The organism is Peribacillus folii, assembly GCF_030271255.1.
GTDB lineage: Bacteria > Bacillota > Bacilli > Bacillales > DSM-1321 > Peribacillus.
In genome coordinates this window covers 190896-205695 of sequence record NZ_JASJOM010000008.1, presented here as the reverse complement: position 1 = coordinate 205695, position 14800 = coordinate 190896, and the positions used below count along the sequence as shown (strand labels likewise).

The window sequence follows — 14800 nt, the reverse complement described above, 5'->3', positions numbered from 1 at the left end:
GCAGATAAAATGCGGAAATCGCAGATATATTGCCAAATTTCGTAGATAAAACCTCAGTTCCGCAGATAAATTGTCCAGATTCGTATAAATATTAGTCATCATCGGTACTATCAGCAGCAGTTGGAGGAATATCCCTCATGATTGTCGAATTCTTTTGGGGAAACCATGATTGGAGTGAGGTATATTGATTGTTAAACAGCGAAATGTCCCGCTTACCATCCTCAAGTTGCGAGCATTGGTGCGCAGGCTTCCGCCGCATCATCCAAAGATGTCGTCCATTTTGAATGATCTCAAAAAAAGGGAAGCAGGCTATAAAGGAGAGTGTTCCTTAGACTTTCCATTAAGCTTTTTGGACCCGAAGCGTCATTTCATCTTCCACGATTTACGGCTGCAGGACAAAACCCGTTTTTTCCAGTTGGATACATTAATCGTGACAAAGAAATTCGGCCTCATCATCGAAGTGAAAAATATGTCTGGCATGCTCTTTTTTGATGCTCATTTCAATCAACTCATCCGGACAAAAGATGGAGTTGAATCGGCGTTTTCCGATCCTCTCATTCAAGTCGGCCGCCAGGAATCGCAGTTGAGAAATTGGCTGTTGGAAAATGGTTTTCCAGTACTTCCGATCCTTTCATTGATTGTCATCAGTAATCCCCAAACCATCATTCGCACTTCTCCTGATAACCGTAACCTTCACTTCAAAGTCATCCATCGCGATGCGCTTCCGGCCAAAATTAAGCAAATCGAAAATTCCATGAAAGAGTCCGTTTTAGACGATAAAGCTTTAAAAAAAGCTGTTCGAGCCCTCAATAAACAGCACATCGATGCCGATTTTTCCGTCCTTGAACGATATACTCTTACTGTAGAGGACCTGATCAAGGGCGTGATATGCGCGAATTGTAACGATCATCAGTTATTTAGAAGGCATGGGAGATGGCTTTGCAATCAATGCGGCCATTCCAGTAAGGACGCCCATATTCAGGCTTTACAAGATTATTTCCATTTACTAGGACCGACCATCACGAATCGGCAGCTGCGGGATTTTTTGAACATTCCCTCCTCATCCACTGCAACGCGAATCCTGCAATCATTGGATCTGACCAGCCGTGGCGTGAATAAGGGGAGGGTGTACAACTTGGTGTTTGATGCAGGTAAAAAAGGCTGACCCCCTAACAGGGTCAGCCTCACTCCTATTCCTTCAATTCCTTGCCCATTCCCTTCAGGAAGTGGACGCCAAAGCCGATCGCCCGGTTTATGTCGGGGTCATTCAATGTTTTCATGAGATCCAGGACGCCGATTTTCTTTTCGCTTTGGAGGAATTTGTTTCCTTCGTCGATTCCGGCGAGTGCACTGTTCAGCAGTTTCGTGGACTGTGCGGCATCGGCGTTCATCAGCGCTCCTGTTGCCCCCATCAGGGTATTGATCAGGTTGGTGACAGGCGGGCGTGTAACTTGCTCCAGCGCGATTTTTGCAATCTGTTCTTTTCCTTGAAGCATGGAGGTCGCAGCCTCGAATACTCCCGTGTCATTCAGTTCATTGACGATTGTAAACAGATTGTTTAATGCGTCTTCGTGATTGGCGATCAGGGTTTTTAGTTCCTCCAGTTTTTGTTGTTTCTTTTCTTCCTCCGAAAGCGGATTATGGATTTCTGTAATGGGAGCCGCCATGAGCCTCACCCTCCTTGTTTAATTTTCCGTTAAGTGAACATACCCTGGACGTGCCCACTTCCGTTCAACCTCGACGCCATTTTGGGGATGGCGTTTTTTATTCCGTGGATTTGAATCCGGCAGCGGGTTCTCTCCGCATGCACTTATCACTTCCATGCGGACCCTCGTCTGTTTGTAAGCAGGCGTGCTTGTGCGCTGATCATAGATGGGACCGGTCAGGAAGTTGATGGCCGAGTCTTTATCGACGGAATTCATCGGTAAAAATAACTCATTGTTTTTTACGCGGTCGGTGACCAGCACCTTTAATTTAACGGCTCCGAACGGTGACACCAAGCGGACGAGCCCGCCATCACCGACCTTGCGCTCACGTGCCAGCTTCGGCGAGATCTCAACGAAAATATCGGGAACCTTGGCTTGGATTCCACTCGATTTATTCGTCATATTTCCTTCATGAAAATGCTCGAGCATCCGCCCGTTGTTGATGTGAAGATCGTATTCCGCTGGGAATTGAGCAGGCTCGACCCAATCGGATAGGGCAAATCGCGCCTTCTTATCAGGGAAGTTAAAGCCGTCCACATAAAGAAGCGGCGTGCTGGCTCCATCATGGCTGCCCCAGAGGAAGCTGTTCCAGCCTTCAAGAATTTCATAATTGGCTTGACTGAATAATGGCGAGAGGCTTGCCATTTCATCATAGATTTCACCAGGATGTGTGTAGTTCCACTCCGCCCCCAACCGTTTGGCGATCTCTTGGGTGATCCACCAATCCGCTTTAGCTTCCCCTCGTGTAGGCAGTGCTTGGTATAGACGCTGTACGCGGCGCTCCGTATTGGTAAACGTTCCGTCTTTTTCAAGCGAGGGGACGCCTGGTAATACCACGTCCGCATATTGAGCGGTCCGGGAAAGGAAAATATCTTGAACCACGAAGAAATCCAAGCTGGATAATACGTCATGAACGTGGTTGGCATCCGAATCAACAAGGGCCATATCCTCGCCGACAAGGTACATCGCTTTCATGTCGCCTTTTTCGATGGCGTGAAGCATTTCGATATTGTTCATGCCTGGTTTTCCATCGATTGCCACGCCGTAAGCACGCTCGAATTTGGCGCGGGCCACGTCATCGGAAATATGCTGGTAGCCCGGAAGCCACGTCGGGAGCGTACCCATATCGCAAGCACCTTGGACATTGTTATGACCTCTAAGCGGATAAGCCCCGGCTCCATTGCGGCGGTAGTTTCCTGTAGCCAGCAAAAGGTTGGAAATGGCGGCCGACGTGTCGGAGCCTCCCGTGTTTTGGGTTACACCCATTCCCCAAAGAATGCAGGTTCCATCGGCATCCCGGATCATTTTCGCTAATTCGATCATAGTTTGCTTCTGAAGACCTGTGTGCATTTCTGCGTATTCCAGGGTGTATTTCTCGAGTACTTCTTTATAAGCGTCGAAGAAATTGACATTTTCATCAATGAAGGGCTGATCATGCCAGCCTTGATCGATCATATATTTGGTAACCGCCATCAACCAGACCTGGTCCGTTCCTTGTTTGGGGCTGATATGAATATCCGAACGCTCCGCCATTTCATTTTTCCTGATATCCGCTACAATCAGTTTTTGGCCGTGAAGCTTATGGGCCCGCTTAACCCGTGTCGCCAGTACAGGATGCCCTTCGGCCGGATTGGCCCCGATGATGATGACAAGGCCTGCGGCGGCGATATCCTTGATCGTGCCGGCATCTCCGCCCATTCCGACCGTACGGAACAATCCGTCTGTCGCGGGTGATTGGCAATAACGGGAGCAATTGTCGACGTTATTCGTCCCGAAGACCTGTCGTGCCAGTTTTTGAATCACATAGTTTTCTTCATTCGTTATCTTGGAGGAAGAAATGAAGCCTACGGAGTTGCCTCCATGCTGCTGCTTGATCGAACCGAGTCTAGAGGCGACTAGGTCCAATGCTTCTTCCCAGCTCGATTCAACGAATTTGCCGTTCTTCCGGATCAGGGGCTTGGATAATCGTTTCTCGGAATTAACGAAGTCCCAGCCGAATTTCCCTTTGACACATGTGGAAATCGCGTTAACGGGAGCTTCGTGGGTCGGTTGGATTTTTAGGATTTTCCGCCCCTTTGTCCAGACCTCGAATGAGCAGCCGACCCCACAGAACGTACAGACCGTTTTTGTCTTCTTCGTCCTTTGTTCACGCATCGCCGCCTCAATTTCCGAAATGGCAAAAATCCCGCTGTATCCAGGCTCCACTTCTTTGACAAGGTCGATCATCGGTTCGAGCAAATTGGTTTTTATCCCGGACATGAATCCTGCCTCGCCGAGCATGGATTTTTCCATTAATGCATTGCACGGACATATGGTCACGCACTGTCCGCAGCCGACGCATGATGATTGGTTGATTTCAGTTCCTTCGTCCCAGATGACCCGCGGGCGTTCTGCTTCCCAATCGATGGATAGCGTCTCGTTGACCTGAAGGTTCTGGCAGACTTCGACACATTGGCCGCATGCGATGCATTGATTGGCATCATAGCGGTAAAATGGGTGTGACATATCGACATCAGCCAATTTCACTTTCGGTGTGTACGGATATTTTTGATGTTCGATTTCCATCCATTCCACCGTGTTATGAAGCTTGCAATTGCCGTTATTATTATCACACACTGTACAGTATAACGAGTGATTTTCCAGGATCCGATCCATTGCTTCGGTTTGGGCTTCCTTTGCCTTGCTTGAGTTCAAGGCAATATCCATCCCGCTCACTGCCACGGTCGAGCATGACCGGACGAGCTGGCCGTCCACCTCGACAATGCAGGTGTCACAGGTCTGGATCGGATCGACCTCAGGTACATAGCAAATTTGCGGATGGGCCAGCCCATTTTGATTGATGACCTCAAGAATCGTCAAACCGGTTTTGGCTGTATAATCCAGTCCATTGATTTTGAACGTGCTAGTCGAATTGCTCATAGTGCTTCCCCCTTTTAGCAAAAACCACCACAAAAAACCACCATGATCACACCTCCGCCTCTGTAACGATGGTGTAAGTCATGGTGGAATAGTTTAATAGCAAAACTTGCCAATATACCAATCATACCATTATGTATAAGCAATGAAAAAGAAAGATATGCAACAATTCCATATCGCATAACCAACTATCATTACTGATAGTATACCTTTATTTACAAAAAGATACAATCCTCAGCAGAAGCTGGCATTTGCCAATTTCCTTTCGTTTTTGACCTTGGTGAATTAAGATAAGGACATAAAGAACGTGAAAATTCACGGAGATGGAGTGTGTGCATTATGTCAAAGGTCATTCATGAGTTCAATGATATGATCCGTAAGCTGCGTAAGGAATTATTCGGGAAAGGGCCTGAACGGATCCATACGGTTTTCGTTGAAAATATGGCGGTCACCACATTGCATGGGAATTTAACCCCAACGGAAATATTCATATCCAGTACAGAAGAAGGCAGGGATATGGTCCATTCTGCACGAACGAAAATGATTCAGGATGTGTACTCCGTGAATCCTCCGGATGGAATGGAAAAACTGGTGGGAGCCAAACTTGTCCACTTATTTTCAGATATTAAAGTAGAGGAGAATATAGCGATCTCCGTATTTGTATTCGACAAGGATATAGCGAAGGAACTAAACGGCAAGTGACCCGCGCATGATCCTAGCATAATAGACTGCTAGACATTAAAAAGGGGGGCTTTCATGAAGGCGACCGAGGTGAAGAGGGAAATCATCCAGATAACCAAGGGGAACATGGTGAAAAAGGAAGATACGGTCGTAACCGAATTTCCCGTTACGGTGAAAATGAATGGCAAGGAATTCGTAACGATGGTATGTACACCACAATACATCGAAGAGATGGTGATCGGCTATCTAGCTTCGGAAGGCATCATAAAAAAATATGAAGACATCAAAGAAATTTGGGTCCAGCAAAAAGAGGGGTTTGTTCACGTAAAGACAGATAAAGTGAACCCATACTACCAGGACTTTCAAAATAAACGATACATCACGTCTTGCTGCGGCATGAGCAGGCAGGGCTTTGTCTTCGTGAACGATGCCTGGACTGCCAAGAAGATGGATCATGTATCCATCAAACTGACTCCCGATGATTGTTTCCGGTTGATGAATGACTTGCAAAGCGCTGCGGTCACCTTTTTGCATACAGGCGGGGTCCACAATGCTGCATTATGTGGTGTCGATGGATTGGTCCTTAGCAGGATGGATATCGGCCGGCACAATGCCTTGGATAAGATTTATGGCCATTGCTTGAAAAATGGGATTTCAATGGAAGGGAAAGCGATTGTGTTCAGCGGCAGGATTTCATCGGAAATTTTATTAAAAGTGGCGAAGATCGGCTGTGAACTGATTCTCTCCAAATCGGCTCCAACGGAATTGGCCCTGGAATTAGCTGAAGGATTGAAAATCACCACGGTCGGGTTCATCCGCCATGATTCCCTGAATGTGTACACATGCCCGGAGAGAATCCTCTTCGATGGAAGCCGGGGGAAAAATCCTGCAATTAAGTGATGAATATATCGGAGGAAGCTTTATGAATGAAAGGGATTGGCATATTTTAAAGACATTGCATGAACAAAAGAATATCACGAAAACGGCCCAAAGCTTATATATATCACAGCCTTCTTTAACAAAAAGGATCCAGCATATGGAGAAGGAATTCAATTTGAAGATCGTGGAGCGGGGAACAAGGGGCGTGCACTTCACCCCACAGGGTGAATACTTGGCCATCTGTGCGGATGAGATGCTGATCAGGCTACGGCAAATCAAAGAGATGGCGTTCGATATGGGACAGGAAATTGGTGGAACCCTACGGCTGGGGGTTTCCAATTACATTACGCTGCATAAGCTGCCAGGGTTGCTGAAATTATTTCGTGAACGCTTTCCGAATGTGGATTTTCATGTGACCACAGGCTGGAGCAAAGAAGTGCTGAACCTCATTTACAAGGAAGAAGTGCATGTCGGCATCGTTCGGGGCGATTACCAGTGGTCAGGCGCGAAGCATCATCTTTTTGAGGAGACGATTTGCATTGCTTCCAAAGAAAAAGTCGAAATCGGGGACCTGCCTTCATTGCCGAGAATCGATTACAAGACGGATGCCCTTCTAAAAACGATGATCGATGATTGGTGGAGAAATAATTTCCAGGGACCTCCCTTAGTGGGGATGAAGGTGGACAAAGGGGATACATGCAAGGAAATGGTCAAAAATGGGCTGGGATATGGAATCCTTCCTAGTGTTTTATTGGAGCACGACCCATCCTTAAGGCAAATGGATCTGAGGGATGAACAAGGCAATCCGCTTATCCGCAATACGTGGATGTTATATCATGAAAAATCACTGGAACTAAAGCTGGTCAACGAATTTGTACAATTTGCCGAGAGTGTCGATTTCATGAGGGATATATAGGGAAGCGCAGATACCTCTGTGCTTTTTTGTCATTCCATTTTCGAATGGGTAACGATAATTTATTGGTATTTTAATTATGGTATGTACAGGATTATGATGAAAGGGAGGTGCCAGCCAACAGGAATCAACCTAAAGAATGGAGAGGAAGTCAAGTGAGTGTCCTGTTTCTGATTGTATTGAATGTCATCGTGCCTGTTTTTTTCCTGATAGGGGCAGGGGCTATTCTTCATCGTAAATTCAAGCTCGATATGAATACATTATCCAAATTGAATCATTTCCTGCTCATGCCGGCCATTAGCTTTGTCAATATTTATGAAAGTAATATCGGTGGAGGGATGGTCGTCCAAATATTTAGCTTCCTTGCCCTGCAAGCGGTAAGCCTCATCTTGGTGAGTACCGTGGTTGCCAAGCTGGCCAGGTTTGATCAAAGTCTTTCGGCCACGTTTAAAAATAGCGTGGTCCTGAATAATTCAGCCAATTTCGGGCTGCCGGTCAGCCAGATGGTTTTTCATGGGAATCCACTTGGGCTGTCGATCCAGGTCATCGTGATCATTTTTCAAAACCTGTTGAGCTATACATATGGATTGATGAATTCCGTTACGGTCCATACAAAAAGTGCCAAGGGGGCCATTCGGGAATTTTTGAAAAACCCCATCATCTATGCTCTCTTACTCGGTTTTTTATTACAGGCTGCGTCCTTCGATATCCCTTTGTTTTTGTGGGCCCCGATCGATAATATCGCCAGTGCGTTCATAGCCATTGCCCTGATTACCTTGGGGGCACAGAGCGCTTACTTGAAAATCACGCATTTCCCGCTTCCGCTTATTCTTAGTTTGATTGGACGGTTGATCCTTTCTCCATCCATCGCGTTCCTGATCATTCTCATGCTGGGCTTGGAGGGGACTGTCGCCCAAGGGCTATTCATTGCAAGCTCCTTTCCGACCTCAAGAAACAGCGCCTTATTCGCCTTGGAGTATGACAACCACCCGGAGTATGCGGCACAGGCTGTCCTGATGTCCACCTTATTCAGCAGCATAACGGTAACATTGGTCGTATATCTATCGAAAATATTATTCTAGCAGCGCCTGCTTTTCACGAAAAAGTTATTGAATTCAAAATCAAGTGCCTTTGGAGCAGGCAACGACATTCATCCTTGGATCGAGCTTGAATAACTTCGTTTTTGACTGCATGACGGAGAAAGCAAGACGTCCGTTGGCTTTAATGAATTCAAGCGGTGCCCCAAGACCATTAAATCGTACGCAAAAAACCATTCGATCTACATTGGATGGTTTTTTGATGATACTTCTTAGTATATACTAGGAATAAAAGAATTAGAGGCGGCGCCATGCAAAGTTGGTATCATATCTTTCCGAAGAATACGGGGCTCAGCCCTTACGTCTGGATCATTTTTTGTATCCTTCCTTTTTATTTCATTTTTAAATCTTCATCGATGCTGGAGATTGTCTTTGGAATCGTCATGATCATTTTATTCTTCATTTCTTACGGTCTCTCATTCGTATCTAAGGGATGGCCCGTGTACATGTGGACGGCGATACAAATCATCATCTCGATATCGATGACCATCTTTTTCGGCTATATTTATTTTTCCCTTTTTTTAGCATTTTTTATTGGCAATGTTCAAAATAAGGTTGGTTTTTTCGTTTTATATTCCATTCAGCTATTAGCTACCATCGTTTCCGTCAATATCGGCTTCATCATGAAGGACCCTACCTTCTTTTCGCAGTTTCCCTTCATGCTCATTTGTGTAGTGGGCGTAATCCTCCTTCCATTCAATACGTATAATCGCAATAAACGAGATAGATTGGAAGAACAATTGGAAGATGCGCACAAACGAATCTCAGAGCTGGGGAAGATGGAGGAGCGTCAGCGAATCGCCCGCGATCTTCATGATACGCTAGGACAAAAGCTTTCATTAATTGGCTTGAAAAGCGATCTCGCAGGAAAATTGATCGATATAAAACCGGAATCTGCCAAGAAAGAAATCAGGGATATCCGTCAAACGGCTAGGACAGCGCTCAAGGAAGTAAGGGAAATGGTATCGGAAATGCGCGGGGCCAAGCTAAGTGATGAAATCATCCGGGTCCAGCAAATATTGAAGGCGGCAGAGATAGAATTCAGTTTGGAAGGCACCGCGGAATTGCAAGATACCCCTTTGCTTGTTGAAACGGTATTAAGCATGTGCTTGAAGGAAGCCGTGACCAATATCGTCAAACATAGCCATGCCGACTCCTGTCATATCATAATAGAGGAATTACAGACAGACGTGACGATCAAAGTCGAAGATAATGGCGTGGGGCTTTCACATAAATCGGAGTTTTATAAAGGCAATGGTCTTCAAGGGATGAAGGAAAGGCTTGAATTCGTGAACGGCAGCCTGGATATCCAATCGACTGATGGAACCACACTGTATATCAGGGTACCGAATGCCATAAAAAATAATGATTAGGAGTGGTTGGCAATGATTCGAATCGTAATTGCCGAAGACCAGCGGATGCTGCTCGGTGCGTTAGGCTCCATCCTTGATTTGGAAGAGGATATGGAGGTTGTCGGAAAAGCGAGCAACGGGGAAGAAGCAATGAAGCTCGTCAAAAGTTTACAGCCGGATATATGCATTACTGATATAGAGATGCCGGTTAAAACCGGACTGGATGTAGCGGAAGAGATCAAGAATGATGGCAATGAATGCAAGGTCATCATTTTGACCACGTTTGCGCGGCCTGGCTATTTTGAAAGGGCGAGGAAGGCAGAGGTAGGCGGCTATTTACTTAAGGATAGCCCAAGTGAGGAGCTGGCAAACTCCATCCGGGTCATCATGGATGGCCGGCGCATTTACGCCCCGGAGCTGGTGGATATGGCGTTCGAGGAGGAAAACCCTCTGACTGAACGGGAGTGTCAGGTGCTCAAACTGATTGCCGATGGAAAGAATACGAAGGAAATAGCCAGCCAGCTTTATTTAACGAATGGTACCGTTCGTAATTATATCTCGGTCATACTCGACAAGCTGGATGTAAGCAATCGCGTGGAGGCGATCGTAAGGTTCAAGGAAAAGGGCTGGTCAAAAGATTGACTTTCGGAGTGTCCGACTTTTTATACGCCCCCAAAACACAGGGGCAGTATGGAAGTATGGTATATTGATTGTTATTACATATAGGGGAGGAGATGACCAATATGCAAAAAGCCACATTTGCCGGCGGCTGTTTTTGGTGCATGGTGACGCCATTTGAAGAACAACCGGGTATCGGAGGAATCGTATCCGGTTATACGGGAGGACATGTCGAAAACCCGACTTACGAGGAAGTGAAGACGGGAACTACGGGACATTACGAGGCCGTGGAAATCACGTTCGATCCTCAATTATTTCCATATGAACGGCTGCTGGAACTGTATTGGCAGCAAATTGACCCAACTGATGACGGCGGTCAATTCCATGACAGGGGGAGCCAGTACCGCACAGCCATTTTCTATCATGATGAGGCACAAGAGAAAATGGCTATTGAAGCGAAGGAGAAGGTGGCAGCGAGCGGGAAGTTCACTAAACCGATCGTGACTGAAATCCTTCCGGCGCAAACTTTTTATCCTGCCGAGGACTACCATCAAGGCTACCATAAGAAAAACAAAGAAGAGTATAAGGCGGATCGAGCGAAATCGGGACGTGATGAATTCATTGACCAACATTGGGTTGGCAAATGAACCGGGTCGGATGTGTATCACATCCGGTCCTTTTTTTAGCTTTATCATGAGGTTTCTCATGATATTTTCATTTTTCTTCAGTACACTAAGGGGGAGGTGGTCTAACGATGAGTAAACGGATTTTAATTATAGAAGATGAAGAAAAAATCGCAAGGGTGCTCCAGCTCGAGCTTAATCATGAAGGATATCGGACCGAATCGGCATTTAACGGCAAAACGGGCTTAGAGAAAGCGGAAAGTGAAGAGTGGGATTTAATTTTATTGGATGTGATGCTGCCCGAGCTGAATGGCATAGAAGTGCTTAGGCGTTACCGGAAGGAAAATGCCTCCACGCCAGTCATCCTTTTAACGGCAAGGGATGCCGTCCCGGACAAGGTGAATGGACTTGACCATGGAGCGAACGATTACGTGACAAAGCCATTTGAAATCGAAGAGCTGCTGGCGCGAATCCGTGCTTGTTTTCGTACCAATGTCCAGAAGGGTCCGGAAGAAGGAAATGCAGCTGAACTTGTGATCCATGATTTGAAATTGAACCTTGGCACAAGGGATATTATGAGGCAGGGAAAAAGGATCGAGCTGACTTCCCGCGAATTCGACTTGCTTGTGTACCTTTTGCGAAATAAAAACCAAGTACTGTCAAGGGATCAAATCCTTTCTCATGTTTGGGGATATGACTTCGTAGGCGATACGAATGTGGTTGACGTCTATATCCGGTATTTGCGCAAGAAAGTGGATTATCCCTTTGATTTGCAGCTCATACATACGTATCGCGGTGTGGGCTATAGCTTGAAGGAGCCATTATGAAGATCAGCACAAAGATTCAACTGTATTCCAGCCTTTTTTTAAGCATCATGCTTGTTTTGTTGAGCATCATCGTTTTATTCGCCTTCCTATGGATTTCAGTGGAAAGGGAAGAGGATTTGCTTGAAGATCAAGCTTCGTTGATTGAAGAAAGCATAATGGAGAAAGATTTGACAGCCGATGATGCCGGTTTATTGGAGGCCTATACGCCCGACGATGCTATGGTGCGCATATTCGGCACGGATGGAACCTTGATCAAGAAGTTTGCGGATGACGAAGACCTCCTGGGACTTGGGGTTCGGTCCGTAAGCGAGAAAGGATATGATTTCACCAAGGTGGACGGGGACTATGTGCTGACCTACCGCCATCCTTATCCGGATGAAGGGAAGAAGTTGGGGATGATCGAGATCACCCAGCCGCAGGACACCCTCCTTGATCATTTAACGACACTGGCACTGGTATTGGCCGGTGCCTCCCTATTCGTCATTTTATTATCCGTTGTTGCAGGGAAGTGGCTGGCGAGGCTGATTCTTAAGCCGCTATCGATCATGAGCGGAACGATGCTCGATATCGAAAAGAGCGGTGAATTCAAACGGATCCCGCTAGCAGGTCAATCCAAGGATGAACTGCAGGTAATGGGGGAATCATTCAATAGAATGATTGTACGGCTGGAACGGAATTATGATCAGCAGCAGCAATTCCTTTCAGATGCTTCCCATGAATTGAAGACGCCGATCACGGTCATTGAAAGCTACTCCTCCTTATTGAAGCGCTGGGGAATGAAGGATGCAGCAATTCAGGAAGAGGCGGTGGAGGCAATCCATCATGAGGCCATCCGGATGAAGCGGCTGACGGAGCATTTGCTGCAGGCCGCTTCCCAAGCGGGACCTTCTGCCGATATGGAGGAAAAAATCGAGCTTATTCCATTTTGTGAACAAATTGCCCAAACGTTAAGACGAACGGGCAATCGTGACATAGAGCTGCAATCCGAGGTCAAGGAAATCCATGCAAAGACAATTCCCGGTCAGCTGGAGCAGGTGCTGGTCATCCTCCTCGACAATGCGATGAAATATAGTGATGGCAAAATACAAATCAAGATAAAACAGCAGTCGGATAAAATCTTCATCAGCGTGAAAGACCATGGCCCAGGAATATCGCCAGAACATCTCCCGCATGTATTCGAACGCTTTTATCGCGTTGATTCGTCGAGAGCAAGGAAAACCGGGGGGAATGGTCTCGGCCTTTCCATCGCCCGATCGCTTGTCGAGTCATTCGACGGAACATTGGACATCGAAAGCGAGCTGGGAAAGGGGACAGAGGTGACAATCATCCTTTCTCATCAAATTCTAATCTAGCCCTCATGTTCGTTTCATGAAGGATGGTTATTCTTAAGGTAACAAATTAAAGGAGGAAATCATTCATGAAAAAGCAGTGGAGCACGATAAAGGAAGGTATCATTCAAAGGAGAAAAATGATCATGACGGTTTCAGCAGCCACGGTTTTGCTATTTGGCGGTGCTGCCGGGACTGCGGTCTACGCAGTCAATAAAGGGGCAATGTCCGAGGATGAGGCCATCAAACTGATTTCGGATAAGCTTGGTGGGGAGGTTACTCAATTCGAAAAGGATTGGGATCAGCCAAAAACCTATGAAATGACCGTTAAAACGAAGGATGGCTATCAGGACGTGGATGTCGATGCTGAAAAAGGAGAGATCCTTTCTCAGGAGCGGGAAGATGATGACGATGAAGATATGAGTAAGCAGCAAGCGGTGGAAGAAGCGAAGGTCAGCATGGAAGAGGCTGAGAAGATTGCTTTGAAAAAGGTGGGTGGCCAAGTGACGGACGCCGAATTGGATTCGGAAAATGGCGGCCTTGTTTATGAATTGGAAATCAAGCAAGATAAAAAAGAGTTCGATGTAGTGGTAGATGCAATGACGGGTAAAGTATTGAAAACCGAGTTGGATGATTAATCAATAATATGATACTTGCAGTTAGCAGGCTCAAAGCCTTGGAATGATGTCATTCCGGGGCTTTTGTTATGTTTACAGGCTGTTTTTTAGACTTCGGTTGCTAAGGATTTTGGAGGATTTGAACATTGACCGTTCCATTCCACTTTGCGAGAAAATAAGATGGGGGGTTCCGATGCTTATCATATGGATGGTGTATATGTTGACCGTTCCATTTCACTGCAGTCGCTCGCTTTCCGCGGGCGGTCCGGGAAGCCTCCTCGGCGTTTGCGCCTGCGGTGTCTTCCCAGGACTCGCACTCCCGCAGGAGTCTCGCGCCTTCCGTTCCATTCCACTTTGCGAGAAAATAAAATGGAGGGTTCTAATGCCTATCATATGGATGGTGTATATGTTGACCGTTCCATTTCACTGAAGTCGCTCGCTTTCCGCGGGCGGTCCGGGAAGCCTCCTCGGCGTTTGCGCCTGCGGTGTCTTCCCAGGACTCGCACTCCCGCAGGAGTCTCGCGCCTTCCGTTCCATTCCACTTTGCGAGAAAATAAAATGGAGGGTTCTAATGCCTATCATATGGATGGTGTATATGTTGACCGTTCCATTTCACTGCAGTCGCTCGCTTTCCGCGGGCGGTCCGGGAAGCCTCCTCGGCGTTTGCGCCTGCGGTGTCTGCCCAGGACTCGCATTCCCGCAGGAGTCTCGCGCCTTCCGTTCCATTCCAATTTGTCAGAAGATAAGATGGGGGGTTCCGATGCTTATCATATGGATGGTTTATATGTTGACCGTTCCATTCAATTAGTGTGAGACCAGAGGGGAGGTTTCCGGCTTCCCGTAGTTTGAAATCGGAAATTAGGCGGTACTTTTTTTTCACATTTATGAGGGAGCGACATAGTTTAAAGGTAAGGACACAAAATTTATGATTTCAATGTTGATACGGCGGCATAGCCAAGTGGTAAGGCACAGGTCTGCAAAACCTCTATCATCGGTTCGATCCCGATTGCCGCCTTAAAAAGACATCTCCAACGGTTCTGGAGATGTCTTTTACTTTTTAAGTTTTTCCACTTCCAACGTAGGAAGGCGAGGAACCTTCGCTTAGAATAGACGGGTCCTAAGAAGAACTGGCTTGCGTAAGTGTTGATTTCAAAACCTTCAAAACTGAGATGTCGTTTTCACGTGAGCGAAATGGGCGAGATTCCCGCGGAAAGAGAGCACCTGCAGTGCAATGAAACGGTTT

General features: G+C 46.6%; 15 protein-coding genes and 1 tRNA gene. 13 read left to right on the top strand and 3 right to left on the bottom strand.

Annotated features, from left to right (window positions below):
* The first annotated feature begins 184 nt into the window (after positions 1-184).
* Positions 185-1165, top strand: a complete 981-nt coding sequence (locus QNI08_RS15560; protein ID WP_285768317.1) for a nuclease-related domain-containing protein — start codon at positions 185-187, stop codon at positions 1163-1165.
* A gap of 25 nt (positions 1166-1190) precedes the next feature.
* On the opposite strand, the gene QNI08_RS15555 is transcribed toward QNI08_RS15560, so the two are convergent.
* Positions 1191-1667, bottom strand: a complete 477-nt coding sequence (locus QNI08_RS15555) for a helical membrane plugin domain-containing protein (protein WP_285768316.1) — start codon at positions 1665-1667, stop codon at positions 1191-1193.
* Between the two features lie 18 nt (positions 1668-1685).
* Positions 1686-4625: a formate dehydrogenase subunit alpha gene (fdhF, locus tag QNI08_RS15550; RefSeq protein ID WP_285768315.1), complete on the bottom strand. Its 2940-nt coding sequence runs from the start codon at positions 4623-4625 to the stop codon at positions 1686-1688.
* 336 nt (positions 4626-4961) lie between these two features.
* Between fdhF and QNI08_RS15545 the strand changes: the two genes are divergently transcribed.
* From QNI08_RS15545 to QNI08_RS15530, 4 genes are all read left to right on the top strand, one after another.
* On the top strand, positions 4962-5324 hold the full coding sequence (locus tag QNI08_RS15545) for a Na-translocating system protein MpsC family protein (protein WP_285768314.1): 363 nt from the start codon (positions 4962-4964) through the stop codon (positions 5322-5324).
* 54 nt (positions 5325-5378) lie between these two features.
* Positions 5379-6203, top strand: coding sequence for a formate dehydrogenase accessory sulfurtransferase FdhD (gene fdhD / locus QNI08_RS15540; RefSeq protein ID WP_285768313.1), 825 nt, complete (start codon positions 5379-5381; stop codon positions 6201-6203).
* Between the two features lie 22 nt (positions 6204-6225).
* Positions 6226-7098, top strand: a complete 873-nt coding sequence (locus QNI08_RS15535; RefSeq protein WP_285768312.1) for a LysR family transcriptional regulator — start codon at positions 6226-6228, stop codon at positions 7096-7098.
* A 152-nt stretch (positions 7099-7250) separates the two neighbouring features.
* Positions 7251-8177: an AEC family transporter gene (locus QNI08_RS15530; protein WP_285768311.1), complete on the top strand. Its 927-nt coding sequence runs from the start codon at positions 7251-7253 to the stop codon at positions 8175-8177.
* A gap of 39 nt (positions 8178-8216) precedes the next feature.
* Here the strand turns inward: QNI08_RS15530 and QNI08_RS15525 are convergent, their stop codons facing one another.
* Positions 8217-8369 (bottom strand): hypothetical protein, encoded by a 153-nt coding sequence (locus tag QNI08_RS15525; protein WP_285768310.1) that lies wholly within the window; start codon positions 8367-8369, stop codon positions 8217-8219.
* 74 nt (positions 8370-8443) lie between these two features.
* Here QNI08_RS15525 and QNI08_RS15520 point away from each other — a divergent pair, with 74 nt between their 5' ends.
* From QNI08_RS15520 to QNI08_RS15485, 8 genes are all read left to right on the top strand, one after another.
* Positions 8444-9565 carry a sensor histidine kinase gene (locus tag QNI08_RS15520; RefSeq protein WP_285768309.1) on the top strand — a complete coding sequence of 374 codons (1122 nt, stop codon included), beginning with the start codon at positions 8444-8446 and terminating at the stop codon, positions 9563-9565.
* 12 nt (positions 9566-9577) lie between these two features.
* Positions 9578-10186 carry a response regulator transcription factor gene (locus QNI08_RS15515; protein WP_285768308.1) on the top strand — a complete coding sequence of 203 codons (609 nt, stop codon included), beginning with the start codon at positions 9578-9580 and terminating at the stop codon, positions 10184-10186.
* Positions 10187-10287: 101 nt separating this feature from the next.
* Positions 10288-10809: a peptide-methionine (S)-S-oxide reductase MsrA gene (gene msrA, locus QNI08_RS15510; protein ID WP_285768307.1), complete on the top strand. Its 522-nt coding sequence runs from the start codon at positions 10288-10290 to the stop codon at positions 10807-10809.
* Between the two features lie 107 nt (positions 10810-10916).
* A complete protein-coding gene (locus QNI08_RS15505; protein WP_285768306.1) occupies positions 10917-11612 on the top strand; it encodes a response regulator transcription factor in 696 nt (231 codons plus the stop codon).
* Positions 11609-12964, top strand: coding sequence for a sensor histidine kinase (locus QNI08_RS15500; protein ID WP_285768305.1), 1356 nt, complete (start codon positions 11609-11611; stop codon positions 12962-12964). The genes QNI08_RS15505 and QNI08_RS15500 overlap by 4 nt, the downstream gene beginning before the upstream one ends.
* A 65-nt stretch (positions 12965-13029) precedes the next feature.
* A complete protein-coding gene (locus QNI08_RS15495) occupies positions 13030-13578 on the top strand; it encodes a PepSY domain-containing protein (protein ID WP_285768304.1) in 549 nt (182 codons plus the stop codon).
* Positions 13579-14115: 537 nt separating this feature from the next.
* Positions 14116-14370, top strand: a complete 255-nt coding sequence (locus QNI08_RS15490) for a hypothetical protein (RefSeq protein ID WP_285768303.1) — start codon at positions 14116-14118, stop codon at positions 14368-14370.
* Between the two features lie 131 nt (positions 14371-14501).
* A tRNA-Cys gene (locus QNI08_RS15485) sits at positions 14502-14572 on the top strand.
* Positions 14573-14800 lie beyond the last annotated feature (228 nt).